Annotated in this window: 26 protein-coding genes; 15 read left to right on the top strand and 11 right to left on the bottom strand. The window is 74.3% G+C overall.

Annotated features, from left to right (window positions below; translation table 11 throughout):
- The first annotated feature begins 9 nt into the window (after nucleotides 1–9).
- Together EDC50_RS10295 and EDC50_RS16255 are read left to right on the top strand one after the other, a co-directional pair.
- Nucleotides 10–939, top strand: a complete 930-nt coding sequence (locus EDC50_RS10295; protein ID WP_123770368.1) for a hypothetical protein — start codon at nucleotides 10–12, stop codon at nucleotides 937–939.
- A 143-nt stretch (nucleotides 940–1,082) separates the two neighbouring features.
- Nucleotides 1,083–1,346 carry a hypothetical protein gene (locus EDC50_RS16255; RefSeq protein ID WP_147674861.1) on the top strand — a complete coding sequence of 88 codons (264 nt, stop codon included), beginning with the start codon at nucleotides 1,083–1,085 and terminating at the stop codon, nucleotides 1,344–1,346.
- An 18-nt stretch (nucleotides 1,347–1,364) separates the two neighbouring features.
- On the opposite strand, the gene EDC50_RS10285 is transcribed toward EDC50_RS16255, so the two are convergent.
- Nucleotides 1,365–1,976, bottom strand: coding sequence for a TetR/AcrR family transcriptional regulator (locus EDC50_RS10285; protein WP_158635756.1), 612 nt, complete (start codon nucleotides 1,974–1,976; stop codon nucleotides 1,365–1,367).
- Between the two features lie 175 nt (nucleotides 1,977–2,151).
- Nucleotides 2,152–2,634, bottom strand: coding sequence for a GNAT family N-acetyltransferase (locus EDC50_RS10280; RefSeq protein WP_123770365.1), 483 nt, complete (start codon nucleotides 2,632–2,634; stop codon nucleotides 2,152–2,154).
- 151 nt (nucleotides 2,635–2,785) lie between these two features.
- Here EDC50_RS10280 and EDC50_RS10275 point away from each other — a divergent pair, with 151 nt between their 5' ends.
- Together EDC50_RS10275 and EDC50_RS10270 are read left to right on the top strand one after the other, a co-directional pair.
- Nucleotides 2,786–3,298: a GNAT family N-acetyltransferase gene (locus EDC50_RS10275; protein ID WP_123770364.1), complete on the top strand. Its 513-nt coding sequence runs from the start codon at nucleotides 2,786–2,788 to the stop codon at nucleotides 3,296–3,298.
- Nucleotides 3,299–3,398: 100 nt separating this feature from the next.
- Nucleotides 3,399–4,292 (top strand): 5'-nucleotidase, lipoprotein e(P4) family, encoded by an 894-nt coding sequence (locus EDC50_RS10270; RefSeq protein WP_425477911.1) that lies wholly within the window; start codon nucleotides 3,399–3,401, stop codon nucleotides 4,290–4,292.
- Between the two features lie 81 nt (nucleotides 4,293–4,373).
- Here the strand turns inward: EDC50_RS10270 and EDC50_RS10265 are convergent, their stop codons facing one another.
- From EDC50_RS10265 to EDC50_RS10250, 4 genes are read right to left on the bottom strand one after another with little or no spacing between them, the layout of a single operon-like run.
- Nucleotides 4,374–5,357 (bottom strand): Csu type fimbrial protein, encoded by a 984-nt coding sequence (locus tag EDC50_RS10265; RefSeq protein ID WP_123770363.1) that lies wholly within the window; start codon nucleotides 5,355–5,357, stop codon nucleotides 4,374–4,376.
- Nucleotides 5,354–7,735 carry a fimbria/pilus outer membrane usher protein gene (locus EDC50_RS10260; protein ID WP_170167611.1) on the bottom strand — a complete coding sequence of 794 codons (2,382 nt, stop codon included), beginning with the start codon at nucleotides 7,733–7,735 and terminating at the stop codon, nucleotides 5,354–5,356. The genes EDC50_RS10265 and EDC50_RS10260 overlap by 4 nt, the downstream gene beginning before the upstream one ends.
- On the bottom strand, nucleotides 7,695–8,411 hold the full coding sequence (locus EDC50_RS10255; RefSeq protein WP_123770361.1) for a fimbrial biogenesis chaperone: 717 nt from the start codon (nucleotides 8,409–8,411) through the stop codon (nucleotides 7,695–7,697). The genes EDC50_RS10260 and EDC50_RS10255 overlap by 41 nt, the downstream gene beginning before the upstream one ends.
- A gap of 8 nt (nucleotides 8,412–8,419) precedes the next feature.
- The gene (locus tag EDC50_RS10250) at nucleotides 8,420–8,917 is read right to left on the bottom strand and encodes a Csu type fimbrial protein (protein WP_123770360.1); all 498 of its coding nucleotides are present in this window, start codon (nucleotides 8,915–8,917) and stop codon (nucleotides 8,420–8,422) included.
- A gap of 319 nt (nucleotides 8,918–9,236) precedes the next feature.
- On the opposite strand from EDC50_RS10250, the gene EDC50_RS10245 reads away from it, so the two are divergent.
- Nucleotides 9,237–10,103, top strand: coding sequence for a hypothetical protein (locus EDC50_RS10245; protein WP_123770359.1), 867 nt, complete (start codon nucleotides 9,237–9,239; stop codon nucleotides 10,101–10,103).
- A gap of 44 nt (nucleotides 10,104–10,147) precedes the next feature.
- The gene (gene plsB, locus EDC50_RS10240; protein WP_123770358.1) at nucleotides 10,148–12,862 is read left to right on the top strand and encodes a glycerol-3-phosphate 1-O-acyltransferase PlsB; all 2,715 of its coding nucleotides are present in this window, start codon (nucleotides 10,148–10,150) and stop codon (nucleotides 12,860–12,862) included.
- 76 nt (nucleotides 12,863–12,938) lie between these two features.
- Here plsB and EDC50_RS10235 read toward each other — a convergent pair whose 3' ends face one another.
- The gene (locus EDC50_RS10235) at nucleotides 12,939–13,148 is read right to left on the bottom strand and encodes a YdcH family protein (RefSeq protein ID WP_123770357.1); all 210 of its coding nucleotides are present in this window, start codon (nucleotides 13,146–13,148) and stop codon (nucleotides 12,939–12,941) included.
- Between the two features lie 86 nt (nucleotides 13,149–13,234).
- Between EDC50_RS10235 and ttcA the strand changes: the two genes are divergently transcribed.
- The 3 genes from ttcA (at nucleotide 13,235) to EDC50_RS10220 (ending at nucleotide 16,333) form a co-directional block, all read left to right on the top strand.
- Complete coding sequence (gene ttcA / locus EDC50_RS10230; protein ID WP_123770356.1) at nucleotides 13,235–14,140, top strand: tRNA 2-thiocytidine(32) synthetase TtcA; 906 nt, start codon at nucleotides 13,235–13,237, stop codon at nucleotides 14,138–14,140.
- Between the two features lie 207 nt (nucleotides 14,141–14,347).
- Nucleotides 14,348–15,253 carry a recombination-associated protein RdgC gene (locus EDC50_RS10225; protein ID WP_123770355.1) on the top strand — a complete coding sequence of 302 codons (906 nt, stop codon included), beginning with the start codon at nucleotides 14,348–14,350 and terminating at the stop codon, nucleotides 15,251–15,253.
- 270 nt (nucleotides 15,254–15,523) lie between these two features.
- Complete coding sequence (locus EDC50_RS10220; protein ID WP_123770354.1) at nucleotides 15,524–16,333, top strand: M48 family metallopeptidase; 810 nt, start codon at nucleotides 15,524–15,526, stop codon at nucleotides 16,331–16,333.
- Nucleotides 16,334–16,382: 49 nt separating this feature from the next.
- On the opposite strand, the gene EDC50_RS10215 is transcribed toward EDC50_RS10220, so the two are convergent.
- Both EDC50_RS10215 and hemH read right to left on the bottom strand, forming a co-directional pair.
- A complete protein-coding gene (locus EDC50_RS10215; RefSeq protein ID WP_199742124.1) occupies nucleotides 16,383–17,240 on the bottom strand; it encodes an alpha/beta fold hydrolase in 858 nt (285 codons plus the stop codon).
- A 14-nt stretch (nucleotides 17,241–17,254) separates the two neighbouring features.
- Nucleotides 17,255–18,298 (bottom strand): ferrochelatase, encoded by a 1,044-nt coding sequence (hemH, locus tag EDC50_RS10210; RefSeq protein ID WP_170167610.1) that lies wholly within the window; start codon nucleotides 18,296–18,298, stop codon nucleotides 17,255–17,257.
- Nucleotides 18,299–18,469: 171 nt separating this feature from the next.
- On the opposite strand from hemH, the gene EDC50_RS10205 reads away from it, so the two are divergent.
- From EDC50_RS10205 to tatC, 4 genes are all read left to right on the top strand, one after another.
- Complete coding sequence (locus tag EDC50_RS10205; RefSeq protein ID WP_123770351.1) at nucleotides 18,470–19,318, top strand: lipid-binding SYLF domain-containing protein; 849 nt, start codon at nucleotides 18,470–18,472, stop codon at nucleotides 19,316–19,318.
- Between the two features lie 90 nt (nucleotides 19,319–19,408).
- A complete protein-coding gene (gene tatA / locus EDC50_RS10200) occupies nucleotides 19,409–19,642 on the top strand; it encodes a Sec-independent protein translocase subunit TatA (protein ID WP_123770350.1) in 234 nt (77 codons plus the stop codon).
- Between the two features lie 27 nt (nucleotides 19,643–19,669).
- A complete protein-coding gene (gene tatB / locus EDC50_RS10195; protein ID WP_123770349.1) occupies nucleotides 19,670–20,122 on the top strand; it encodes a Sec-independent protein translocase protein TatB in 453 nt (150 codons plus the stop codon).
- A complete protein-coding gene (tatC, locus tag EDC50_RS10190; protein WP_123770348.1) occupies nucleotides 20,122–20,916 on the top strand; it encodes a twin-arginine translocase subunit TatC in 795 nt (264 codons plus the stop codon). Before tatB ends, tatC begins: the two co-directional genes overlap by 1 nt.
- 255 nt (nucleotides 20,917–21,171) lie before the next feature.
- On the opposite strand, the gene EDC50_RS10185 is transcribed toward tatC, so the two are convergent.
- Complete coding sequence (locus EDC50_RS10185) at nucleotides 21,172–22,017, bottom strand: BPSS1780 family membrane protein (RefSeq protein ID WP_123770347.1); 846 nt, start codon at nucleotides 22,015–22,017, stop codon at nucleotides 21,172–21,174.
- A 36-nt stretch (nucleotides 22,018–22,053) separates the two neighbouring features.
- Nucleotides 22,054–22,779: a glutamine amidotransferase gene (locus EDC50_RS10180; RefSeq protein ID WP_277872360.1), complete on the bottom strand. Its 726-nt coding sequence runs from the start codon at nucleotides 22,777–22,779 to the stop codon at nucleotides 22,054–22,056.
- Between the two features lie 185 nt (nucleotides 22,780–22,964).
- Here EDC50_RS10180 and glyQ point away from each other — a divergent pair, with 185 nt between their 5' ends.
- Together glyQ and glyS are read left to right on the top strand one after the other, a co-directional pair.
- The gene (glyQ, locus tag EDC50_RS10175) at nucleotides 22,965–23,891 is read left to right on the top strand and encodes a glycine--tRNA ligase subunit alpha (RefSeq protein ID WP_123770346.1); all 927 of its coding nucleotides are present in this window, start codon (nucleotides 22,965–22,967) and stop codon (nucleotides 23,889–23,891) included.
- A gap of 199 nt (nucleotides 23,892–24,090) precedes the next feature.
- Nucleotides 24,091–26,208, top strand: coding sequence for a glycine--tRNA ligase subunit beta (gene glyS / locus EDC50_RS10170; RefSeq protein ID WP_123770345.1), 2,118 nt, complete (start codon nucleotides 24,091–24,093; stop codon nucleotides 26,206–26,208).
- The last annotated feature ends 63 nt before the right edge of the window (nucleotides 26,209–26,271 follow it).

Raw genomic sequence — 26,271 nt, 5'->3', positions numbered from 1 at the left:
AGCGTATCCATGAATTCAGCCCGCCCTGATCCCGCGTCCGCCGCCGACCTGCGCGTGCTCGGCGCGCTCGCGCTGGAACTGCGCGGCGACGCGCCGGTGGCGCGGTACGCGCTCGCGCAGGCCGAGGCCGGCGCGCTGGCCGAGCTGATCGCGCGCGACCTCGCCGGCTTCGCGCCCGAGGCGGCGCGACTGGAGCTCGCCACCGTGGGCGCGCACTACGACCCGGTCGAGCTGCTGCGCCCGGCCTGGCCGCTGCACCGCGAACTCGACCAGCTCGCGGCGCGGGCGCCGCGCCCGAGCGTACCGGCGCAGGCGGACTGGAGCGGCGGCCGGGTGATCGCGTTCGGCGCCCACGAAGGCCGCCTGCCCGGCGCGCTGGCGCCGTCGCCGGACCACGTCGGCGGACCGCTGCGGCTGGTGCCGTTCGTGCTCGGCGGCGACGACGCGGTGGCGATGCGGGTCGGCGACGCGTTCGAGCGCGAGCTGCTCGAGCGCGGCATGGCCGGGGCCGCCACCGCGCTGCGCGCACAGGAGGCGTTCGGCCTGGCCGTCGAGCACGCCCGCTACCTGACCGTGCACGACCTGGCGGCGATGACCGCGCTGCAGTACGAACACGCCGGCCTGGCGCCGTTGTGGCCACTGCTGGAAACCGCGTTGCTGCGGCCCGAGAAGGAAGCCTGGCTGGACGCGCCGCCGGAGCCGCTGGTGCACTACGCCGGCGGCGAGGCGCGCATCGCCCTGTTCGACCCGCGCGCGTGGAAGGCGCGCTACGCCGCCGACGCGCCTTGCGACACGCCGGAATGCCGCGCGCGGCTCGAACGCCGGCACCAGCTCTTCCAGGCGCGGCAGCGGCAGATCGCCGCGGTGCTGCAGGCGCACGGCGTGCCGGTCAACTTCGTGCATCTGCCCAGCGCCGAAGCGGCGCGGGCGCAGCTGTGACGGCGCGGATCGCGGCGCGGGCGCCGCTCGCCGGCCTGCTCGCGGCCGCGGCGTGCGCGGCAGCCGCCGAACGCGCGCCGCCGGTGTGCGGCCTGGATCCCTCGCCGCAGCGGGCGCCGGTGCGGGCCGGCGGCGACGCGCCGATGCTGCCGACACGGGCCACGCTGGCGGTCGTGCTGGACGAGGCCGGCCGCTACCAGCACGGCGCGATCGGGCGCAGCAGCCGCAACCGCCTGGTCGACCGCTCGATCCTCGAGGCGGCACCGAGCTGGAGCTACCGCTGCGAACCGGCGTCGCTGGCGGGCCCGCACCGGGTGGAGCTGGCGATCGCGTTCGATCCGCGCGCCGGCGAGCTCGTCGCCGAGAACCGCCGCGAGGCCGACGACCCCGCGCCCCCGGCCCGCTGAGGTGGGCGGCCACGCGGCTCACGCCTGCCGCCACCACTGCACCGAGCGCTCGAAGTAGCCGATCAGGGTGCGCAACGGCCGCTCGCGTTCGTACGGCTCGCCCGCGGCGATCACCCGGTCGGCCGCCGCATGCAGGGCGTTGAAGAAGATCACCGCGGTCATGCGCGGGTCGGTGCTCACCCATGCCCGCGCCTCGACGCCGGCCTGCAGCAGCTCGGTGAGCTGGTCGACGACCGGGTTGTGCTGCAGCGCGATCCGGTCGTGGGCGCGGGCATCGTGGAAGACCACGTCGTGCAGCGCGGCATGGTCCAGGTAGCCGTGGAAGCCGGATGCGATCCAGGCGCGCAGGCGGCCGGTCCAGTCGCCGGGCCGGCAGCGCTCCATCGCCGCGCGCTGGCCGGCGCAGAAGTCGGCGACGAAGCGCTCGCGCAACCCGGCCAGCAGCGCATCCTTGCCCGCGAAGTGCCGGGCCGCGGCGCGCAGGGGCAGGCCGGCCGCGGCGGCGACGTCGCCCAGTTCGACCGGCGCCACGCCATGGGCGACGAACAGCCGCTCGGCCGCATCGAGCAGCGCCGCGCGCTCGCCAGACGCGGCGGGCGGCGCATCCGGCTTGCGCAGCGGGAGTGTCATGCAGGCCTCCGGTCCGGGCCGCAACGGCCCTCCGCCCATAATTGAGAACGATTCTCATCTTTTCAAGTGCCGGATTGCGGCGCCTGCGCCGATCCGGCCCGGCCGCCGGGCAGGCGCCGGCGCGCGCCGCCGCTCGGCCGCCCGCGCGGGCCCGGCGTCGCCGGCGTCCCCGGCGTCAGAACGCGGTTTCGAAGATCGCGTAGCCGGCGTCCTGCATGCCCAGCGCGGCGCAGGCGCGCTGCGCGGCGGCATCGTGGCGCTCGGCGTACAGGCGCAGGCCGACCACGCCGGGGCTGGCGCGCGCCTGCGCCTCCACATGGCGGTACAGCGCGGCGAACACGCCGCGGCGGCGGTGCCCGGGCGGCACGTACGCGCTGCGGATCCACCACCACTCGCCGTTGCGCCCGTCGCTCCACTCGCGGGTCAGCCTCAGCGTGCCGACCGGCACCGCCACGGTTTCGCGCCCGGCCAACGTCGCCTGCTCGCTCGCGACGAGGTAGCGCGCCTTCGCCGGGTCGGCGATCGCCGCGGCCACGCCGGCGCGCACGCACGCTGGGTCGAGCCGCTTGCGTTCGGTCTCCCAGGCCATCGCCCGGGCCCACGCGGCGAGCAGCTCGAGATCGTGCGCGTGCGCGTCGCGGATGCGGAGCGTGCCCATGCGGCCATGCTAGCGCTGCGGCACGCCCGGCGGCGCGCCCGGGGGCGCGCCCGGCGCGGCCCGTGGCGCGCGCGAGGCGCCGGCCCGGGGCGCGGCCTGCATCGCAGGCCCGGTCCCGGCCCGCGCCTCCGCGCGCGCGTACACTGCCGCGATGAGCTACCGCATCCGCGATGCCCGCCCCGAGGATCATCCGGCGATCCTGGCTCTCAACCTGGAATGGGAGGCGATGCTGAGCCCGCTGGACGCCGCCCGGCTGGCGCGGCTCGATGCCCAGGCCGCCTGCCACCGCGTGCTGTGCGCAGGCGCCGAGGGGCAGGAGCGGGTGGCGGCGTTCCTGCTCGCGTTCCGCGAAGGCGCCGACTACGACAGCCCGAACTACCGCTGGTTCGCGGCGCGCTACCGGCGCTTCCTCTACATCGACCGGGTCGTGGTCGCCACCGCGCAGCAGGGCCGCGGCCTCGGCCGGCGGCTGTACGAGGACCTGTTCGCGTTCGCGCGCGCGCAGCGGGTGCCCCGCGTGGCCTGCGAGTTCTACGTGGTGCCGCCGAACGAGGCCTCGCGCCGCTTCCATGCGGGCTTCGGTTTCCGCGAGGTCGGCACCCAGTGGCTGCCGGAATCGCGCAAGCAGGTGTCGCTGCAGATCGCCGAACCCGCCGCGCGCTGACCCGGCGCGCCGATCCGGACAAGCCGACGCCCGCGCCGCGCCATCCACCGGCCGTCGCGCTTCGCTACACTCGCCGCCTTTCGGCCCCGCCCGGATCGACATGCGCCTTCGCGTCCTGCCCCTGTCCGTTCTCGCCTGCGCGCTCGCGCTCGGCGCCTGCAAGCGCACCGACACCGCGGGGCCGGCGCCCGCGCCCGCCGCGGCGGCGCCCGCTTCGGCCCCGGCCGACGACAACCTCAACGCGGTGCTCTGGATGCAGGCCTCGGCGGAATACCGGGCGACGGCGATCGGCGTCTACCGCGCGGCCGCGGACAAGCTCGACCTGGCGCTGAAGCAGCCGCACTGGGACGCATTGGTGCCGGAAGAACGCGGCAACCCCGCCACGGGGCTGAAGCCGGCGGTGATCATGGACGTGGACGAGACCGTGCTCGACAACTCGCCCTACCAGGCGCGGCTGGTCCGCGACGGCCGCGAGTACGACGAGGTCGGCTGGGATGCCTGGGTCGCGGAGAAGAAGGCCAAGGCGGTGCCCGGCGTGGTCGAGTTCGCCAAGGCGGCCACGGCGAAGGGCGTCACCATCCTGTACCTGTCCAACCGCGCCACCCACCTGAAGGACGCCACCCTCGCCAACCTCGAGGCGGTGGGCATGCCGGTCGCCGACGACAGCGTGTTCCTCGGCCTGGGCACCTTCGTCGAGGGCTGCGAGCAGAACGGCAGCGAGAAGAACTGCCGCCGGCGCCTGGCCGGTCGGAGGTACCGCGTGCTGATGCAGTTCGGCGACCAGCTCGGCGACTTCGTGCAGGTGGTCGCGAACACGCCGCAGGCGCGCGCGCGGCTGCTCGAGGAGTACGACGACTGGTTCGGCGAGCGTTGGTGGATGCTGCCGAACCCGAGCTACGGCGCCTGGGAACCGGCGCTGTTCAACAACGACGGGGCGCAGCCGCGCGAGCGGCGGCGCGCGGCCAAGCGGGCGGCGCTGGATGCGGCGCCATGAGACCGTGCCCGCCGTCCGCCGCCGCCCCGGCGCGGCGGAACGGATCGCCGGCGCGGCCGATGCGGCGTCGCGGGGATCGCGCTAGTACTCGACGGTCGCGGTGACCACGTCGCGGTAGGTGCCGGACACCGGCGTGGCCTGCGCCGGCACCCGGCCGTAGACCGTCAGGACCTGCGGCGTGCCCAGGCCGGTGCCCGCGCCGACGCCTTCCACCACCGCGCCGACGCTGCCGTCCCCCCAGGGCTGGGTGCGCGCGGCATGGGTGTAGAGGTCGTAGGCGATCGCCTGCGGCCCGCTGCCGTTGAGGTACATGCGCCGCGCGGCGATGTTGCCGGCGCGGCCGCCGTCCAGCCTCACCGCATAGGCGGTGCCGCTGGTGCAGGTCACCGTCAACGTGGTGCTCGCGTCGACCGCGGACGCGAGGCTGGCGCGGGTGCCGAAGTTCAGGTCGTCGGCGACGATGCTGCAGCTGCCGGGCAGCACGGCGCGCGCGTTCATCGTCAGCGTGTCCTCGGGGTTGTGGGTGCCGCGGCAGGTGCCGTTGCCCGCGACGCTGTCGACCTGCACGGTCAGGTTCGACTGGTAGGTGCCCGCGGCCAGGCCGCTCTGGTCGGGAAAGACGCGGCCGTACAGCGGAATCTCGACCGTGCCGCTGCCGAACACCAGCAACGGGTTCTGGTTCAGCGTCACGCTCGCCTCGAGCGGCCCGGCGGAGCCGCTCCCCGCCATCGGGCCGACCACCTGGGTGCGCGCGGCGTCGCCGTAGATCTGGTAGCTCAGCCGCGCGCCGCCGTTGCCGAGGCGCCGCGGCGCCAGCGCGCCGTCGACGGAGCCGGCGTTGATGCCGACGCAGACCTTGATCGTCGCGTTGTACCAGCCGGTGCAGGTCACGCGCAGGGTCGGCGTGGCCGCGGTGTCGACGGTCGCGGTGGGATTGGCGCCGGGGCGGCCGAAGTCCAGGGCCGGCGTGGTGTCGGCCTGGCACGAGAACGCCTGCGCCCACGCCGCGCACGGGACGAGAGCGCCGAACGCGAGCAGCGCGGCGAGGACGGCGCGCAGGATCATGGCGTGGCCTCCGCTTCGCACCGGGCCGGGCCGGGCCCGGCGTCCGCCCGCGCCGGCGCCACCGCCGCGCAGCGCAGGCCCGCGCGCGTCCAGCTCAGGGTTTCGCCCTCGACGTAGCGCTCCAGCCACAGTTCGCCGTCGAAGCCGACGATGGCCTCGCTGCCGTCGCCGCGGCGCACGCGCACGCCGGGCTCGACCGGCCGGCCCTGCGCATCGCGCAGCACCAGGGTGGTCGAACGCAGCGGCGCCAGGGCGAACTCGACCCGCACGCCGCTGCGCTCGGCCGGCACCACCATCCGTTCGATCGCCGGCACGTCCAGGTCCGGCGGCAGCCCGTCGGGGTCGATCGCGACCCGGTTGCGCTGCCAGCCGCGCAGCTCCGGCAGCAGCAGGTAGCCGTTTTCGTCGGTGTGGCCGGCGACCCGGTTCTCGAACAGGATCGGCACGTCGGCGACGCCGTTGGTGGACACCACCGCGAACGCGTCGCTGACCGCGCGGCTGAGGAAGCCCTGCCCGTCCATCCACACCACGCTGCCGTAGCCTTGGGCGAACGCGCCGCCGTGGCCGCCGCTGCGGTCGACGCCGAACCAGGCCTCGCCGGCGCTGCCGCGGTAATGGGCGCCGAGCTGGCCGTCGCCGTCGTCGCGCGCCTGCGCGGTCCAGCCCCAGCCGCCGGCGTAGGGGGCGTTGCGTCGCAGCGCGGCGGCGGCGCGGGTGTCGCCGCCGTCGCGGTCGAGGCTGAGCGAGGCGTCGACGGCCTCGCCCAGCGGCAGGCTCAGCGACAGCGACACGCCGTGCCCGGCGCGGCTGTCGTCGAACACGCCCACGGAATACGACAGCCGCCGCCAGCTCTGGCCCAGGCCGAGGCTGACGGTGCGGCTGGCCGGCTCGGCGTGGTCGCGGTAGCGCAGCCAGCTCAGCGACAGCGAGCCGCGCGGCACGCCGAACCAGAGCGAGGCGCGGTCCTGCTCGCGCAACGGCAGGCTGCCGGCCTCGAGCGCGCCGAGGTCGCGGAAGCCGGCGCTAGCGCGCTGCCGGTACAGGTCGAAGCCGGCGCGCTGGCCGAACCACTGGTAGCCGATGGCGTACTGGTAGCCGGCGTCGCGCGCCAGCTCGCTGCGCGCGTACGCCGCGGTGACCACGCCGTAGCGGCCGAGCGGCGACCAGGCCAGCCCGCCGCCGGCCAGGCGCAGGCCGCCGCCGGCCTCGCCGTGCAGTTCGACGGTGAGCGCATCGCGCAGGCCGTAGCGCCAGCTCGCGCTGGCGACCGGGTCGTCGCCGTAGTCGTCGGAGCGGCTGCCGTAGTGGCGCCGCAGCAGCCCGGCCTCGAGCGAAAAGTCGCTGAGCCCGCGCGCCAGGCGCTGGTAGTCGACGTACAGCGGCACGCTGGTCTGGGTGGTGCGGCCGAGCGCGTCGGTCACCACCACCACCGCCTCGCCGGCGCCGGTCACGCGCGGGAAGTCGCTGAGCACGAACGGACCGGGGTCGACCTCGCCCTGGTACTGGCGCACGTTGTTCACGTACAGCTCCACCGACGAGGGGACGGTCGGGTCGGCGCTGAACTGCGGCACCGGGTACACGATCAGGTCCGGCCGGGTGGCGAAATTGCGCCGCCACTGCAGGCCGCCCAGGCGCAGCGGCCGGGTCCAGTTGAGGCCGCCGGAGATGAAGTCGCCCGCGGTCCAGGTCCACATCCGCTGCGGGTCGGACCAGGTCCAGCGCGTGTCCAGGCGCGCGTACGCGTCGTCGGCGCCGTCGCCGGCGCGGCTGACGCCGGACAGTTCCAGCGCGCCGTAGCGGCCGAACCAGCGCAGCGCGGTGCCGAGCGAGAACGTATCGCTGTCGCGATAGCGGCGGCCGTAGGCGTCCCAGTCGAGCAGCAGGCCGGCGTCGCGATCCACCGCGACCGCCTCGGGCCTGCGGTAGCCCAGCCGCACGGCGCGGCGCATGCCCGGCGGCGGCGCCAGCAGCACGCGCTGCAGCGAGCCCTGGAAGCGCACGCCCAGCCCCGGCACGCTGTCCAGGGCGATCCGGCCTTCGGCATCGGTGGGCAGGCCCGGCGGCAACTGCAGGCCGGCGGCGTCGAGCTCGCCCGGCGCCACCCACAGCCGGCCGTCGGCCCGGTGGAAACGCACCAGCGGCCGCACCAGCTGGCCGTCGATCATCACGTCGAGGTAGAGCGTCTGCGGCGCCTCCGACAGCACCGCCGGCGGGGGCGCCATGTCGTCGAGCCCGGCCGGCAGGCCGCCCGTCGCCGCGCCGCCGGCGCCCGCCGTGGCGCGGCCGCCGGCCAGCGCGGCGAGCGCCAGCGCCGAGGCGCCGGCGAGGACGGCGGGCTTACGGCTGGCCGGACAGCGCGATGCTCGCCGGCTGGCCATTGAGCTGCACCTCGAGCGTCGACCACGCCTTGCCGCCCAGCGCCTTCGCATCGAGGGCGAAGCGGCGGGTACTGCCGGCCAGCACGTAACCGAGCAGCCCGGGGGTGAGTTCCAGCCGGGCGCCGTCGCGCGCGACCAGGCCGCTGGCGCCGAGCTGGGCGGCGCGGCCGCCGCGGTTGCGGCAGACCAGCGCGGCCGGTTCCAGCGCGCAGTCCAGCGCGGCCGGCGCCGGGTCGGCCGTGCGCACGAACGCCGGCACCAGGTAGCGCATGCGCACCTGCACCGCCTGCCCCGCTTCCGCGCCGGGATCGCCCGGCAGCTCGTCGACGACCAGGCGATAGGCCTGTTCCTGCGCCGCCGGCGCGGTGGCGTTGCGCACCACCCTGACCAGTTGTTCGCCGCCGGGCGGGATCTCGGCGATCGCCGGGCTCACCGCCAGCGCCTGGCTCGGCTCCAGCCGGTCCTCGCCGCCGGCCTGGGTCCAGGCGTACAGCCGCACCTGCGCCGCCACCGGCGCGTCGCCGGCGTTGGCCAGCACCAGCCGGCCGCCGCGCACGCCGGGCGGCAGCTCGACCGAGGTCTGGCGGACCTGCAGCTGGCCGCGCGCCTGCGTCGCCCCGGCGAGCAGGGCGAGCGCGAGCGCGGCCGCCGCCAGGGCGGGCCGGCGCGGAGCCATCGCGGCGATCAGAATTCGACGGTGGCGACGACGGTGTCGGTGTAGGCGCCGACCGGTTTCGGCCCTTGCCCGCCGAAGACCCGGCCGTACACGTCGAAGGACTGCTCGGCGCCGGTGCTGGTGCCGGCGATGCGGGCGGTGCTGGCGCTGCCGTCGCCGAGCACCTGGGTGCGGCCGGCGTCGCGGTACAGCGCGTAGTTGATCAGTTCGGCGCCTCCGGTGCGGCTCATCTTGCGGCTGGCGAGGGTCGCGCCGGCGCCGCCGCCGGTGCCGAAGGCGATGCTGATCGGGCCTTGGCCGGTGCAGGTCACCTTCACCGTGGTGGCGGCGTCGATGTCGTTGGCCAGGGTGTTGCGGGTGCCGAAGTTCAGCGGGTTGGCCACGATCGTGCAGCTGTTCTCGATCGTGATCGACACGTTCATGTTGGCGGTCTGGGTCGCCGCCAGCGCGGCCGGAGCGGCGGCCAGCAGGGCGGTGGCGAGCAAGGTCGGCTTGAGCAGCTTCATCGCGGAATCGGCCTTCTGAATGTGGATGTGCCGGCGGAACGCCGGATCGACAGCCGTTTAGGCAAAACCCGTGCCACCGCGCCCGCCGCCGCCAAGTCCTTGCCGGCACAACGTGACGCGCGTCGCGAACCGAGTGTGCTCCAAGGCGCGATAACGTTATCGGGGCCGAGACGGACAGATTTCGTCACATTCCTGCCCTAAAGAATCACCTCTGCGCGCCGATAAGCGGCGCCGGGTCGCAGTCCGGCCGCCTCCGGCTTGCCGCCGCGTCGGCCGCCGGGCCACCATGCCGGCTGCGACTGGGGAGCCGCCAACCCGCATGATCCGACGCCGCCGCGCCATCGCCGCGCTGTTGCTGGCCGCCGCCGCGACCCTCGCGGGCTGCCAGCGCGCCCCGCAGCTGCAGCCCGAGCGCGGCGCCGACGCCCCGGCCCGGGCCCTGGAACTGCTGCTGCAGGACCTGCGCGACAACGACCTGGCCGGTTACGCCCGCCATGCGGTGCCGCCGGCTTTGCACGGCTCGCTGGAGCGGGCCTGGCGCGAAGGCCGCACCCTGTGGCCGCTGACCGAACTGCCGCTGCACGAGCGCCTGCCGGGAATGCTCGCCGCCCTGGCCGCGCCGGATTCGGAGCGGCGCCTGCTCGCCACCTACCGCCGCCAGTTCGCCGGCGCCGACGCGGAACTGCGCTCGGCCGCCGCGGCGCTGGGGCTGTTCGCCGCCCAGTACCTGCGCACCCAGGACCACGGCTACAGCGAGGACGAGCGCGCGCACTACCTGCAGCTGGTCGAGGCGATGCGCGGCTGGGGCCAGCGCGCGCCGCTGGGCGACCTGCGCCGCGCCCAGCGCCACGTGCCGCGCCTGGCGGCGGCGGCGCGCCTGACCGGGCTCGGCACCGGCGAGGCGCGCATGCGCGAGCTCGGCATGGCCGCCAGCCTGGAGCGGCTCGGCCCGTTCGCGGCGCGCTTCAAGCAGGTACTGGCCGACTACGGCCTGGACCTCGACGCCACCCTGGACGGCGCCGCGGTCACCCTGGAGCGCCAGGACGGCGACCGCGCCCGATTGCGCCTGCGCTACGTGCTCGCCGGCCGCGCGATCGAGGCGCGCCTGCAGGCCGAGCGCCGCGACGGCCGCTGGTATCTCAGCGACGTCCTGCGCCACGCCGAGGCGGAAGCGGCCCGCCGCTGACGCACTGAATACGCTTTCGGCCGCGCAGGCATAATGGCGCCGCAATGCCGAACCAGACGCCCCTGCCCTTCCCGGACGAGCCGAGCCCGGCCGCGCCCGCACATGCCGACGCCGCCCCGCCGGAGCCGCGCCCGGCGCCGGCGGAGCCGCGCGATGGCGACGCCGGGCGCGACCCGGCCCAGGCCGAGCTGCCGATGCCGCCCCCGCCCGGACGGGCGCCGCGCGCGGGCGCGCCGCGCCGGCCGTGGTGGGCGCGCCTGCTCGGCCGGGCGATGGCGCCGTGGGTGCAGCTGACCATCGAGCCGAAGGCGCCGGCCGCGCAGATCCCGCCGGAGTGGAGCGGGCGCCCGGTCTGCTACGTGCTCGAGGACTACGGCCTGTCCAACGCGCTGATCCTCGAGCGCGCCTGCCGCGAGGCCGGCCTGCCCTCGCCGCTGCAGCCGCTGCCGGGCGACCCGCTCGGGCGCAAGCGCGCCTATCTCGCGCTGTCGCGGCGCAACGCCAACACCCTGGCCCAGTTGCAGGCGCTGACCGGCGCCGCGCCGCCCGCGCCCAAGCGCCACTCCGAATCGCTGGCGCGCCTGCTCGACGCGCATCGCGCCGATCCCGCGCTGGACGTGCAGCTGGTGCCGGTGTCGATCTTCGTCGGCCGCGCCCCGGACAAGAACAGCGGCTGGTTCTCGGTGCTGTTCTCGGAGAACTGGACCCTGGTCGGCCGCTTCCGCCGGCTGCTGGCGATCGCGCTCAACGGCCGCGACACGCTGGTGCGGTTCTCGCCCCCGGTCGGCCTGCGCGCGATCGTCGCCGAGGGCCTGCCGCCCGAGCGCACCGTGGGCAAGCTCTCGCGCGTGCTGCGCACCCACTTCCGCCGCATCCGCGCGGCGGTGATCGGCCCGGACCTGTCGACCCGGCGCCTGCTGGTCGACCGGGTGCTGGCCGCGCCGGCGGTCAAGGAGGCGATCGCCGACCAGGCCAAGCGCGACGGCACCCGCCTGATCGAGGCCTGGAAGAAGGCCCACGCCTACGCCTACGAGATCGCCGCCGACTACTCGCACCCGGTGGTGCGCTCGGCCAGCTTCCTGCTGACCCCGGTGTGGAACCGGATCTACCGCGGCGTGCTGGTGCACCACCTCGACAGGTTCAAGCAGGACGCCCCGGGGCACGAGGTGGTCTACGTGCCCTGCCACCGCAGCCACATGGACTACCTGCTGCTGAGCTACCTGCTCTACACCCGCGGCATCGTGCCGCCGCACATCGCCGCCGGCGCCAACCTCAACCTGCCGGTGGTCGGCACCCTGCTGCGCCGCGGCGGCGCGTTCTTCCTGCGCCGCAGCATCCGCGGCAGCGCGCTGTACTCGGCGGTGTTCTCCGAGTACGTCGCCCAGCTGATCGCCGGCGGCTACTCGATCGAATACTTCATCGAAGGCGGGCGCTCGCGCACCGGCCGCCTGCTGCCGCCCAAGGGCGGCATGCTGGCGATGACGGTGCGCGGCTACCTGCGCCAGCCGACCCGCCCGGTGCTGTTCCAGCCGGTGTACATCGGCTACGAGAAGCTGATGGAGGGCAACAGCTACCTCGACGAGCTGTCCGGCAAGCCCAAGCAGAAGGAATCGATCTGGCAGCTGCTGACCGGCATCCCGCGGGTGCTGCGCAGCAACTACGGCCAGGTGGTGGTGAACTTCGGCGAGCCGATCCGCCTGAACGACATCCTGGCCGAGCACGCGCCCGACTGGGACGGCCGCCCGGTCGGCGAGGACGAGAAGCCCAAGTGGCTGTCCGACACCGTCGATGCGCTGGCGCAGCGGATCCAGATCAACGTCAACCGCGCCGCCGACGTCAACCCGATCAACCTGCTCGCGCTGGCGCTGCTGTCCACGCCCAAGCACGCGATGGGCGAGGCGGACCTGCTGGCGCAGATCGCCCTGTCCAAGTCGGTGCTGGCCGAGTTGCCCTACTCCGACCGGGTCACGGTGACTCCGCACACGCCGCAGGAGATCGTCGCCCACGGCGAGGAGATCGGCGTGCTCACCCGCACCTCGCATCCGCTCGGCGACGTGCTCTCGGTGAGCGGCGACACCGCGGTGCTGCTGAGCTATTTCCGCAACAACGTCCTGCACCTGTTCACCGCCGCGGCGTGGACCGCGTGCTGCTTCCAGAACAACCGGCGGATGAGCCAGCGCACCCTGCTGCGCCTGGGCCGCAGCGTGTATCCGTTCCTGCAGGCCGAGCTGTTCCTGCCCTGGAGCGAGGACGAGTTCGCGCAACGCCTGGAGCGCACGGTCGAGCTGTTCGTGCGCGAGGGCCTGCTGGAGAAGGTCGGCGACGAGGACGGCGGCATCCTCCAGCGCAACGCCGGCCAGACCGACGAGGTGTTCCGCCTGCGCGCGATCGGCCATTCGCTGCAGCAGGCGTTCGAGCGCTACTACATCGCCACCTCGGTGCTGGCCAAGAACGGCCCCGGCCGGCTGACCTCGGCCGAACTGGAGACGCTGTGCCAGCTCGCGGCGCAGCGCCTGTCGCTGCTGTACGCGCCGGCCGCGCCGGAGTTCTTCGACAAGACCCTGTTCCGCGGCTTCATCCAGAAGCTGCGCGAGCTGAAGCTGGTGTGGCCGGACGAGCACGGCAAGCTCGCCTTCGACGAACGCCTGGAGTCCTGGGCCCGCGACGCCAAGTTCATCCTCGGCCGCGAGCTGCGCCATTCGATCGAGAAGGTCAGCCCGGAAAGGGTGGGGACGGGCGAAGAGGCGCGGAGCGAGTGAGCGCGAAGGGAAGCGTGGAGGGCGCGGGGCGTCGTCGCCCTTCCCGCGCCGCGCCGCTCCCCCTCCGTTTCTCGCCTCAGGCCGGTTCGTCGGGGATCAGCGCGCTCTCCAGCCGGGCGATGCAGTCCTTCAGCCACAGCTTGCGCTTCTTCAGCCGCTTGACCGTCAGCTCGTCGGCGCCGCTGGCGTGCGCCAGGCGCTCGATCGCCGCATCCAGATCGCGGTGCTCCCGGCGCAATTCGGCCAGTTGGCGGGCGATGGCGGCGGGATCGTCGCTGGCGATCATGGCCGAAGCTTAGCGCGCGCCGGTTGCGCCCGCATGGCGCCCGATCCGGGGTGCGGACGCGCCGCTCCGGTAGAATCGGCGGTCCGATGAGCACCGTCCTGCCCCTCCTCGACCCGACGCCGGCCAGCGCCGCGCGCCGCCGCGCGCACGAAGCCAACAAGCTGGCCAAGCGCCTGCGCCACCAGGTCGGCCGCGCGATCGCCGATTTCGGCATGATCGAGGACGGCGACAAGGTGATGGTGTGCCTGTCCGGCGGCAAGGACAGCTACACCATGCTCGACGTGCTGCTGCAGCTGCAGCGCAGCGCGCCGGTGAGGTTCGAACTGGTCGCGGTCAACCTCGACCAGAAGCAGCCGGGCTTCCCCGGGCACGTGCTGCCGCAGTACCTCGAATCGATCGGCGTGGCGTACAGGATCCTCGAGCAGGACACCTACTCGGTGGTCACCCGGGTGGTGCCCGAAGGCAAGACGATGTGCTCGCTGTGCTCGCGGCTGCGCCGCGGCGCGCTGTACTCGTACGCGGAAGAGCAGGGCTTCACCAAGATCGCGCTGGGCCACCACCGCGACGACCTGGTGGCGACCTTCTTCCTCAACCTGTTCTTCCACGCCAAGCTGGCGGGCATGCCGCCGAAGCTGCTCAGCGACAACGGCAGGCACGTGGTGATCCGCCCGCTGGCCTACGTGCGCGAGGACGACATCGCCGCCTACGCGCAGGCCAGGGGCTTCCCGATCATTCCCTGCAACCTGTGCGGCTCGCAGGAGAACCTGCAGCGCAAGCAGGTCAAGCGGATGATGGAGGCCTGGGAGAAGGAATCGCCGGGCCGGATCGAAACCATCGCCCGCGCGCTCGGCGACATCCGCCCCTCGCAGCTGAGCGACCCGAAGCTGTTCGACTTCCTCGCGCTCGGCCGCCAGGGCGCGGCGCCGCTGCCGGACGCGCACGCGTGGCTCGCCGGCGAGCCGCAAGCCGCCGGCGGCGAGGGCGAGGCCTGATGGACCCATGAACCCGCATCGTCGTTCCCGCGAGGGCAGGGGCTTCGGGCCGCGTGACGGCAGCGCCTAGAGACTTTGCCCGGCCGGCTCCGGTGAAGGCGAAGCCGCTGGATGGCGCCGCTCCGCCGCGGCCCAATCTCCGCCTTCGCGCGAACGCCGGCGTCGATCGCCGCACCGCCCCTTTCCGATTTTCGACCTGGATCCTCGATGTTCTTCCGCAACCTGACCCTGTTCCGCTTCCCCACCTCGACCAGGTTCGACGACCTCGACGCCGGCCTCGACGAATGCCAGCTCAAGCCGGTCGGCCCGCTGGAACTGTCCAGCCGCGGCTTCATCAGCCCGTTCGGGCGCGACGCCGAGGCGCTGTCGCACCGCCAGGGCGACGCGCTGTGGCTGGCGGTCGGCGGCGAGGACAAGATCCTGCCCGGCTCGGTGGTCAACGACCTGCTGCAGAAGAAGCTGGCGGAGATCGAGCAGAAGGAAGGCCGCAAGCCCGGCGGCCGCACCCGCAAGCGGATCAAGGACGAGCTGATCACCGACCTGCTGCCGCGCGCGTTCGTGAAGCCCTCGCGCACCGACGCGCTGGTCGATCTCGGCCACGGCGTGGTCGCGGTCGACACCTCCAGCCGCAAGAGCGGCGAGAACGTGGTCAGCGAGATCCGCCGCGCGCTCGGCAGCTTCCCGGCGCTGCCGCTGAACGCCGAGGTCGCGCCGCGCGCGGTGCTGACCGGCTGGGTCGCCGGCGAGCCGCTGCCCGACGGGTTGTCGCTGGGCGACGAATGCGAGTTGCGCGACCCGATCGACCAGGGCGCGGTGGTCAAGGTGCAGCGCATGGAACTGCAGAGCGACGAGATCGCCAAGCACCTGGAGTCGGGCAAGCAGGTCACCCGCCTGGCGCTGAACCTCGACGACCACGTCTCGTTCGTGCTCGGCGAGGACCTGATCGTGCGCAAGTTCAAGCTGCTCGACGGCGCGGTCGACGAGCTCGAGGCGACCGAGCGCGACGACCTGCGCGCGGAGCTCGACGCGCGCTTCGTGCTCATGGCCGGCGAGTTCCGCCGCCTGTTCACGGTGCTGGAAGGCGCGCTGAAGCTGTCCAAGGCCGAGGCCTGAGGCGAGCAACCGGTGCGGAGCCGTCCGGGACGACAGACGCGCGCCGCCGTTCCCGGTGGCTCCCTGCGCCCCGGGGTGAGCCTCCACCCGCAAGAAGCGAAGATGGCGGGCCGCGGCGACGTCCTGCCGGCACCGCGTGCGCGAGGATCGGAGTGGCGGCGCGCCGGTGCGCGTGGACGCCGCGACCTGGATGCCGCGCCGCGCGGGTATGATCGAAGCGCGCCAAGGAGCGGTGCGTGGTCACCTTCCCGCACGTCCGGCGAGTCCCCCATGCCGTCCCCGCCCTCATCGCTCGCCCGCCTGCTCGCGCCCAAGCCGCGCGCGATCGAGCGCGAGTCGCTCGAATTGCACCTGCCCGATGGCCGGGTCGTCGCCCTGCAGCGCGTGCGCGATCCGCGTGCGCGCCGGCTCAAGCTGTCGGTGGACGAACGCGGCGCGCGCCTGACCCTGCCGCCGCGCAGCAGCCTGGCCGCGGGCGACCGGTTCCTCGCCGAGCACCGCGACTGGTTGCTCGCGCAACTCGACCGCTACGCGCTCGACCAGGTGCCGGCGCTGCAGCCCGGCGTCACCGCGCAGCTGCCGTTGCGCGGCGCGCAGTTGCCGCTGCGCTGGCGCGAGGGCCGCTACGCGGGCGTGCGGCGCGACCCGGACGATCCGCAGGCGCTGCTGTTCGTGCAGCCCGCGCGCGCCGGCGAGGCCGCGCTGCGGCGCGCGCTGCGCGAGTTCTACGAGGCCGAGGCCCGCGCCGACCTCGGCCGCTGGCTGCCGCGCTACCTGCCGGCGCTGCCGCGCCCGCCGCGGCGGGTCGCGTTCAAGCCGATGTCGTCGCAGTGGGGCTCGCTGGCGCCGGACGGCTCGATGGCGCTGGACCTGTCGCTGGTGCTGGCGCGGCCGAGCGCGTACGAGTACGTGCTGGTGCACGAGCTGTGCCATCTGATCCGCGCCGACCACTCGCGCGCGTTCTGGCGCGAGGTCGAGGCGCGCTTCCCGCACTGGCGCCAGGAGCGCGACTACTTCCACCGCGAAGGCCGCCGGCTGAAGGCGACGCTGCGCGCCCTGTGCGGCAAGCCGGGGCGGTAGCCGCGCCCGCTCCCGCCCGTCGCCGCCGAAACGAGGCGCGCGTGGCCGGCTAGGCCAGGAAGAAGTCGCCGATCGCCGCCGCCACCGCCTGCGGCCGTTCCATGTGCAGGTGGTGCCCGCCCGGCAGCACGATCAGCTCGCCGCGCGGCAGCAGCGCGGCGTGCTCGCGCCGCTGCGGCTCGGGCAGGTACGGCTGCGCCGGCTCGGCGTAGATCACCCGGGTGGGGCATTCGATGCCGGCGATCAGCGCGCGCACCTGCGGCTCGCTCATCCGCTGCATCGTCGGCAGGGTCAGGCGCGGATCGCTCGACCAGACGAAGCCGCCCTCCACCGGCGCCACCCCGCGCTCGACCAGCAGCCGCGCCGCCGCTTCGTCCAGGCGGCTGCCGAGCTGCTGCCCGGCGGCCATCCGCGCGCGCACCGCCAGCGCCAGGTCGGGGAACACCCGCAGCGACTTGCCGGGCAGCGCGCGGCGCGCGGCGATCGCCTCGCGCAGCCGCGGCACCGTGCGCTCCGGCGCCTCCGCCAGCGCGCCCAAGGCCTCGATCGCGACCAGCCGCTCGACCCGCTGCGGGCAGGCGGCGGCGATCAGGCTGGCGATGCCGGCGCCCATCGAATGGCCGAGCAGCGCGAAGCGCTCCCAGCCGAGCGCGTCGGCGATGTCGAGCACGCTGTCGACCGCGCCGGCGAAGGAATAGTCCGCCCCCGGCGGCAGGTGCGCGCTGGCGCCGTGGCCGGGCAGGTCCGGCGCGACCAGTTCGATGCCGTGCAGGTGCGCGGCCAGCGGCGCGAAGCTGGCGGCGTTGTCGAGCCAGCCGTGCAGCGCGAGCACCCGCGGCGCGCCGGCGCGGCCGCCGCGCAGGCCGGCGATGCGGCCGATGCGGATGTCGAGCGCGAATTCGCGCAGTCCCGCCGCCGGCATCAGCCCCAGTCCCGCAGCGCGCCGCGCGCGATCGCCGCGAGGGCCCGCGCGTGCGCCGGCGCATCGTTGAGGCAGGGCAGGTAGCGCAGCTGCCCGCCGCGCCCGGCGAAGCGCTCGGCCAGCATCATCGCCACTTCCTCCAAGGTCTCTATGCAGTCCACCGCGAAGCCCGGGGCGACCACGTCGACCCGGCGCAGGCCGCGTTCGGCGAGCGCGTCCAGGGTCGCATCGGTGGCCGGCTCCAGCCAGCGCGCGCGGCCGAAGCGCGACTGGTAGCTCAGCGACCACTCGCCCTCGGCCAGGCCCAGCCGCTGCGCGATCGCCCGCGCGCTGGCCTCGCACTGGCGCGGGTACGGATCGCCGCGGTCGGCCAGCCGCTGCGGCAGGCCGTGGAACGAGAACAGCAGGTGCTCGCCGGCGCCGCGCGCGGCGCGCCCGGCCTGGATCGACGCGGCGACCGCATCGACCCAACCGGCGTCGCGGTGGTAGTGCAGGACCAGCCGCGTGCGCCCGTCGCCGGACTGCAGATGCGGCGCGCCGGCGGCGTCGGCGGCCAGGTCGGCGCGGTCGACGTCGAGGCCCGCGACGTCCGCGACCGAGGCGGTGGTCGTGGTCGAGTATTGCGGGTACAGCGGCAGCACCAGCAGCCGGCGCGCGCCGGCGCGCAGCCCGGCGAGCGCGCGCGCCAGCGACGGCGCGCCGTAGCGCATCGCCCAGGCCACCCGCAGCTCCGGCAGCTCGGCCTGGGTCGCCGCGGCCAGGCGGCGCGTGTAGGCGGCCAGCGGCGAACCGCCGTCCGCGCCCGGCAGCCAGATGCTGGCGTACTTGTGCGCCACCTTCGGCGCGCGCAGCGGCAGCACCGCGCCGCGCAACAGCGGCCGCCACAGCCACGCGGGCAGGTCCACGACGCGTCGGTCGGAGAGGAATTCGGCGAGGTAGCGGCGCACCGCCGGCGCGGTCGGCGCCTCCGGCGTGCCGAGGTTGACCAGCAGCAGCGCGGTGTCGCGCGGGTCGCTGGCGGCGAGGCTGGCGTGGGCGGGCATGCGCATAGCATGACAGTTGCGCCGCGCCGGCGCCTACGCGGCGCGGCGTCGGCGCGGTTCCGCGCCGATTCATTGCCGCGTCACTAGCCTGAACCGAAAGTCCGCTTGCGGCCGCACCCCGCTACCCTTACGGTCCGTCGTGTTCCTCGGGCCTTGCTCCGGAGCCCCGCCATGTCCCGCCTGTCGCGTTTCGCCGCCCTGATCCTCTGCCTCGGCGCGTTCGGCGCCGCCGTCGCCGGCCCCGGCGAGGACGAGCGCGCCCGCAATGCGGTGCGCGTGCTCGCCGACATCCAGGCGATCCCGGAGTCGGCGATCCCGGACAAGCTGCTCGACGAGGCGCGCGCGGTCGTGGTCGTGCCCGACACGATCAAGCTCGGCCTGGTGCTCGGCGGGCGCCGCGGCCACGGCGTGATGTCGGTGAAGAATCCGGACGGCACCTGGTCGAACCCGAGCTTCGTGAAGCTCACCGGCGGCAGCATCGGCTTCCAGGCCGGCGTGCAGTCGGCCGACATCGTGCTGGTGTTCCGCAGCGAGCGCGGCCTGGACTCGATCGTGAACGGCAAGGTCACGCTCGGCGCCGACGCCGGCGTCGCCGCCGGCCCGGTCGGGCGCAACGCCGCCACCGCCACCGACGGCCAGCTCAAGGCCGAGATCTGGTCGTGGTCGCGCGCGCGCGGCCTGTTCGCCGGCATCGCCCTGGACGGCGCGGTGCTGAGCATCGACGACGACGCCAACCAGGCGGTGTACGGCCCCGGCACCACCCCGCGGATGATCTTCGAGGGCCGCGCCGCGCAGCAGCCGTCGAACGCGGTGGTCGACTTCCGCGACCGCCTCGAGGAGGCCAGCGCCACCGCCCGCGCGCGCCGCGGCGAGCCCGCCGTGCGCGCCGCCGCCGCGCCGGCTGCCGCTCCCGCTCCGGCGGCCGCGCAGACCGCGCCGCTGGCCACGCCGGCCACCGAGCCGCAGCCGCAACCGTTCGAGACCGTGGAAAGCCCGGTGAAGTCCGAGCCGCTGCCGTAAAGGCCGCGTCGTCGCGCGGGCGCCGCGCCGTAACGTCATCTGCAGCGACGCTGCGTTATCCTCGTCGTCCCGATTCGCGCGGATACCCTCATGGGCAGTTTTAGTCTCTGGCACTGGCTGGTCGTGCTGCTGATCGTGGTGCTGATCTTCGGCACCAAGCGGCTGAAGAACGTCGGCCACGACATCGGCGAAGCCGTCAAGGGCTTCCGGAAGGGCATGCGCGACGAGGACAAGCCGCAGGCGCGGCTGCCCGACGAGTCGCGCAAGGACGCCACCGGCGCCGGCAGCGAGAGCGCCGAACGCAAAGACGAGCAGCCGCGCTGACCCGCCGCCGCGCGCGCGGCCGTCGCCATGTTCGACATCGGCTTTTCCGAGCTGCTGCTGATCGCGCTCGTGGCCCTGGTGGTGCTGGGGCCGGAGCGCCTGCCCAAGGCCGCGCGCTTCGCCGGGCTGTGGGTGCGGCGCGCGCGCGCGCAATGGCATTCGGTCAAGGCCGAGCTCGAGCACGAACTGGCCGCCGACGAGCTCAAGCGCAGCCTGCAGCAGACCGAGGCGCAGCTGCGCGAGGCGCAGGAGGAGCTGCGCAGCGGCCTGAACGAGGCGCGCGAGCGGTTGCGCGAGGAGGAACGCGCCCTGCGCGAGGAATTCGAGCGCGGCGGCGAGGAACCGGCGCTGGAGTCGTCCTCGCGGCCGCTGGAACTGCCTGAAGGCGACGAGACCGCCCCGGCCCCGGACGCCGGCCGGGGCGACGCGCCTGCGGAGGCGCCGGCGCCGCGCAGCGACGCGTCCGGGGAGCGCCGGTGATGCTGCGCGACCGCGCCGGGGACGAGTCCGCCGCCGCCGGCGACGAGCCGAGGCTGATCGACCACCTGATCGAACTGCGCGCGCGCCTGCTGCGCGCCTCCGCTGGCCTGCTGCTGGCGTTCCTGGCGCTGGTGCCGTTCGCGGCCGAGCTGTACGGCTGGCTGGCGCGGCCGCTGCTGGGCAACCTGCCCGCCGGCGGCCAGCTGATCGCCAACGACCCGGCCGGCGGCTTCTTCGTGCCGATGAAGCTGGCCTTCTTCGCCGCGCTGATCGTGACCGTGCCGTGGCTGCTGTACCAGGCCTGGGCCTTCGTCGCCCCCGGCCTGTACCGGCGCGAGAAGCGCCTGGCGCTGCCGCTGCTGGTCTCGTCGGTGGCGCTGTTCTACATCGGCTGCGCCTTCGCCTATTTCATGGTGCTGCCGACGGTGTTCGGCTTCCTGGCCAAGTTCACCCCGGACGTGGTCGCGATGATGCCGGACATCGGCAAGTACCTCGACTTCGTGCTGGTGATCTTCCTCGCCTTCGGCGCCAGCTTCGAGCTGCCGGTGGCGCTGGTGATCCTGGTGCTGCTGGGCTGGGTCACGCCGCAGCAGCTGAAGGAGGCGCGCGGCTACGCGATCGTCGGCGTGTTCGTGCTGGCGGCGATCATCACGCCGCCGGACGTGATCTCGCAGCTGATGCTGGCGATCCCGATGTGCCTGCTGTACGAGCTCGGCATCCATGCGGCGCGCTGGCTGGTGCCGGGCGCCGGCGACCCGGGACGCGAATCCGCGGACGAGGCGCAGGACGGCTGAGCCCGGTTCGCGCGGGCCCGCGGCGCAGCCGCGCGACGATCCCGGCGCCCCGGCCGACCGCGCGGGCGGCGAGCCGGATCGCCTCCGTCCTGCAGCGCTCGGGGACTCCGCTTCCGGCTACCGCGCTGCGCGCCCGCCTGCGGGCGAATCCCGCGGCGGGCGCGCCGCGTCGAGGGCGGCCGTGCGCCGTATAGCCCGGGCCGGCAGCGATCCGGCCGTGCGCGAGGCGCGGCGCTACGCGCGCCGGCCGCGGCTTCAGACCTCGATGCCGGCGCCGTTCGCGCTCGGCAGCGGCGGCGGCTCGCCGCCCAGCAGCTGGCGCCAGGCGTAGTAGATCGTGCCGGCCATCACCGGCATCAGCACCGCCATCATCAGCAGCTGGCCGACGAACAGCGCCGCCACCTGGCCGATCGCCAGCGCCAGCAGCACGATCACGATGTTCGCGGCCAGGCTCAGCCCGAAGGTCGCGATCACGATCAGCACCAGCATCACGACCAGCGCGCCGAGGTTGCGCACGCAGGCGCGGAAGCTGATCGCCATCGCCTGGAACGGGCCGCGCTCGGTGAACATCACGTCCGGGATCGCGAGGAAGGTGAAGAAGCCGGCGAGCACGCCGATCACGATCGCCAGCAGCAGCCAGCCGAGCATGCGCCCGGCCGGCAGGGTCTTGGCCAGTTCCGGATCGGCGGTGCCGGCCTGCACCTGCTCCATCACCCGGGCGATGTGCTGCAACTGTTCGCCGCCGAGCATCGCCACCAGCAGGATCGCCAGCACCACCAGCGCCGCCAGCTGCGGCAGCAGCATCGCCAGCAGGCGCGCGGCCTTGCCCTCGCGCAGCCCGGCCAGCAGGTGCGCCGGCTGCGCGCTGCGGCCCTGGTCGACCTCGCGCGCGGCGTAGATCATCCCGGCGAACAAGATCGGCCCCAGCACCGCCAGCAGCAGGCTCAGCCAGGCCTGGCCGGTGACCGAGGCCAACGCCGACAGGCCGCCCCAGATCAGGCCGAGCAGGCTCAGCGCCAGCGGCGCCCGGCGCAGCAGGGCGAAACCGCCGAGCAGCCACTCGGCGCCGGCGCTGAACGGGACTTTGCGGATCTGCGTCATCGTGGTTTCCGTTTTCCTTCGTGTTCGCCCGTGGCCTCAGCGCGCGTGCAGCGCGCGCGCATGGCGCACGAACCGGCGCAGCACCCGGCGCGCGTGCGGCGCGGCGCTGACCTCGCGCGCCAGCGCCTTCGCGCAGCGGCCTTCGCGCTGCAGCGCCTCGCGCCGCGCGCGCACGTAGCCGCGCATGTGCGCGGCGCTGAATTCGGGGTGGAACTGCACGCCCCAGACGCGCTCGCCCCAGCGGAACGCGTGGCAGTCGTCCTGCGCCGAGCGCGCCAGCACGGTGGCGCCCTCCGGCGGGCGCAGCACCGTCTGCAGGTGGGTGGCCTGGGCGGGGAAGCGCGGCGGCAGGCCGGCGAACAGCGGGTCGGCCCCGGCGTGCGGATGCAGTTCGACGTGCACCGTGCCCATCTCGCGTCCGGCCGGGTTGTCGCCGACCTCGCCGCCGAGCGCGTGCGCGAGCAGCTGGTGGCCGTAGCAGATGCCGAACAGCGGCAGGCCGTCGTGCGCGGCCTCGCGCAACCAGTCGGCGGAACGCTCGCTCCAGTCGGCGCGGTCGGTGACCATCGCGCCGGAGCCGGTGATCAGCACGCCGGCAAAGCCGTCGCGGCGCGGCAGCGGGTCGCCGGCCTCGACGTTGACCGCCACCGCCTCGTCGCGGGCCAGGCCGGCGGCGACGCGGATCCAGTGCGGGAAGCCGCGGTGGCGGCGCATGGAGGCGACCGGCTGGCCGGTCTCGAGGATCAGGAACGGGAGATTCACGGCGAAGTTCGAGGCGGGTTGCGCCGTCTCCACGAGGCGGGCGCGCCGGCCGCCGACGCGTCGGCAACCGCTTCGCTCCTTTCCCCGGGCCAGGTTCCACCGCAGCGGAACGAAGGCGGACACAGCGGGGCCGCATGGGCCCGTGGCTATACTAGCGCGCTTTGCCGCAGCGCATGAGCGACGCCATGGCCGCCCCCACGATCCCGCAACCGCCGACGTTTCAGGAGCTGATCCAGCGGCTCAACGCCTACTGGGCGCAGCAGGGCTGCGTGCTGATCCAGCCGCTGGACCTGGAGGTCGGCGCCGGCACCTTCCACCCCGCCACCTTCCTGCGCGCGCTCGGCCCGGAGCCGTGGAACGCCGCCTACGTGCAGCCCTGCCGCCGCCCCACCGACGGCCGCTACGGCGAGAACCCCAACCGCCTGCAGCGCTACTACCAGTACCAGGTGGCGATGAAGCCCTCGCCGGACAACATCGTCGAGCTGTACTTCGATTCGCTCAAGGCGCTGGGCGTCGACCCGCTGGTGCACGACCTGCGCCTGGTCGAGGACAACTGGGAGTCGCCCACGCTCGGGGCCTGGGGCCTGGGCTGGGAAGTCTGGCTCAACGGCATGGAAGTGACCCAGTTCACCTATTTCCAGCAGGCCGGCGGCCTGGAGTGCAAGCCGGTGCTCGGCGAGATCACCTATGGCCTCGAGCGCCTGTGCATGTACCTGCAGAACGTCGACAACGTCTACGACCTGGTCTGGACCTACGGCCCGGACGGCGCGCCGGTGACGTACGGGGCGGTTTACCACCAGAACGAGGTCGAGCAGAGCGCCTACAACTTCGAGCACGCCGACGTCGCCGAACTGTTCCACCGTTTCGACGCCTGCGAGGCCGAGGCGTTGAAGCTGGTCGAGCTGGGCCTGCCGCTGCCGGCCTACGACCAGGTGTGCAAGGCCAGCCACAGCTTCAACCTGCTCGACGCGCGCCGGGCGATCAGCGTGACCGAGCGCCAGCGCTACATCCTGCGGGTGCGCCGCCTCGCCCAGGGCGTGGCCGAGGCCTACTACGCGCAGCGCGAGAAGCTCGGCTTCCCGGGGATGCGCCAGGCGAGGCCGGCCGCGTGATCTCCCGGCCGCGCGCCCCTTCGGCCGTGCCGCAGGGACGTGCGGCGAGGCGGCCGCGAATCCGGCGCGCCGCGCGATCGATGCGCCGGCTCCCGCGCCAGGCGACGGTTCGCAGGCCCCGTCGCCGTTCCGCCGCCCCCTCCTCCGGCGCTGCGCGCCGCCCTCTCCCGCGGGGAGAGGGGAACAGCAAAGGCAAGACATGACCACGACGCAACCGCTGCTCATCGAACTCGGCACCGAGGAACTCCCGGTCAAGGCCCTGCCCGGCCTGGCGCAGGCGCTGTTCGACGGGGTGATCGACGGGTTGGCCAGGCGCGGCATCGCCTTCGAGCGCGGCGACGCCAAGCCGCTCTACACCCCGCGCCGCCTCGCGGTGCTGCTGCCGGCGGTGGCGACGCAGCAGCCGGAGCAGACCTCCGAGGTGCTCGGGCCGTACCTGAACATCGCCCTCGACGCCGGCGGCCGCCCGACCCGCGCGCTGGAAGGCTTCGCCGCCAAGGCCGGGGTCGAGTGGACCGCGCTGGAGAAGCTGCGCGACGCCAAGGGCGAGCGCTTCGTCCACCGCGCGGTGAAGCCCGGCGCCGCGACCGCGGCGCTGCTGCCGGAGATCCTGCGCGAGGCGGTCGCGGCGATGCCGATTCCCAAGCCGATGCGCTGGGGCGACCACGACTACGGCTTCGCCCGCCCGGCGCACTGGCTGGTGCTGCTGTTCGGCGGCGAGGTGATCGAGGCCGAGCTGTTCGGCCTGCGCGGCGACCGCATGAGCCGCGGCCATCGCTTCATGCACGACAAGCCGGTGTGGCTGGGCGCGCCGGGCGACTACGTCGAGGCGCTGCGCGCGGCCAAGGTGCTGGTCGACCCGGACGAGCGCCGCGCCCGCATCGTCGCCGAGGTCGAGGCCGCGGCGCGGGCGACCGGCGGGCAGGCGCGCATCGACGCCGGCATCCTCGAGGAGGTCAACGGCCTGACCGAGTGGCCCAAGGCGGTGGCCTGCGGCTTCGAGCCGCAGTTCCTCGCGGTGCCGCAGGAGGCGCTGATCGCGACGATGGAAGCCAACCAGAAGTTCTTCCCGGTGCTGGACGCGGCCGGCAGGCTGTCCGAACGCTTCGTCGGCGTCGCCAACATCGACAGCCGCGACGAGGCCGCGGTGCGCAAGGGCTACGAGCGGGTGATCCGCCCGCGCTTCGCCGACGCGCAGTTCTTCTTCGTCGAGGACATGAAGCAGGGCCTGGCGTCGATGAACGAAGGCCTGAAGACGGTCACCTACCAGGCCAAGCTCGGCACCGTCGCCGACAAGGCCGCGCGCGTGGCCGCGCTGGCCGAGGCGGTGGCGCAGGCGGTCGGCGTCGACCCGGCGCTGGCGCGCCGCGCCGCCGAGCTGGGCAAGGCCGACCTGCAGTCGCGCCTGGTCGGCGAGTTCCCGGAACTGCAGGGCATCGCCGGCCGCTACTACGCGATGGCCGACCGGGCGCTCGAAGCCGAGCTGCCCTACGAGGCGCGCGCCGCGCTGGCCGCGGCGATCGACGAGGCCTACATGCCGCGCTTCGCCGGCGACGCGGTCGCGCCGAGCGGGCTCGGCCAGGTGCTGGCGATCGCCGAGCGGCTGGACACGCTGGCCGGCGGCTTCGCCGCGGGGCTGAAGCCGACCGGCAACAAGGACGCGTTCGCGCTGCGCCGCAATGCGCTCGGGCTCGCGCGCACGCTGATCGAGCGCGAGATCGAGCTCGACCTCGATGCCGCGCTCGCGCGCGCCTGCGACGTGGTCGGCGAAGTGGGCGACGCGAAGGGCCGCTCGCGCGCGGACGCGAACGAGCTGCGCGACTTCGTCCTCGACCGCCTGCGCGGCTACTACGCCGACCGCGCGGTGCCGCCGCAGCAGTTCGAAGCGGTCGCGGCGCTGCGCCCGGCCTCGCTGCTGGACTTCGACCGCCGCCTGCAGGCGATCGGCGAATTCGCCAAGCTGCCCGAGGCCGCGGCGCTGGCCGCGGCCAACAAGCGCATCCGCAACATCCTGAGGAAGTCCGAGGACGCGATCGCCGACGCGCCCGACCCGGCGCTGTTCGCCGAAGCCGCGGAACGCGAGCTGGCCGACGCGGTGGACGCGGCGGTCGCCGACACCGACCCGCTGCTGGCGCGGCGCGACTACGTCGCCGCGCTCGGCCGCCTGGCGCGGCTGCGGCCGCAGGTGGACGCGTTCTTCGACGCGGTGCTGGTCAACGTCGACGACGCGGCGCTGCGCCGCAACCGCCTGGCCCTGCTCAAGCGCCTCGCCGACCGCCTCGGCAGCGTCGCCGCGATCGAGTACCTTTCGCTCTGACCGGGTCCGGCGCGCGCGCCGGACTCATCCCCCATTAACCAGGTTCAGGATGACGCCCGGTTA

It is taken from the genome of Vulcaniibacterium tengchongense (genome assembly GCF_003814555.1).
Taxonomy (GTDB): Bacteria; Pseudomonadota; Gammaproteobacteria; order Xanthomonadales; family Xanthomonadaceae; genus Vulcaniibacterium; species Vulcaniibacterium tengchongense.
The sequence above is the reverse complement of the archived record's forward strand: the minus strand, read 5'-3'. Positions and strand labels throughout refer to the sequence as shown.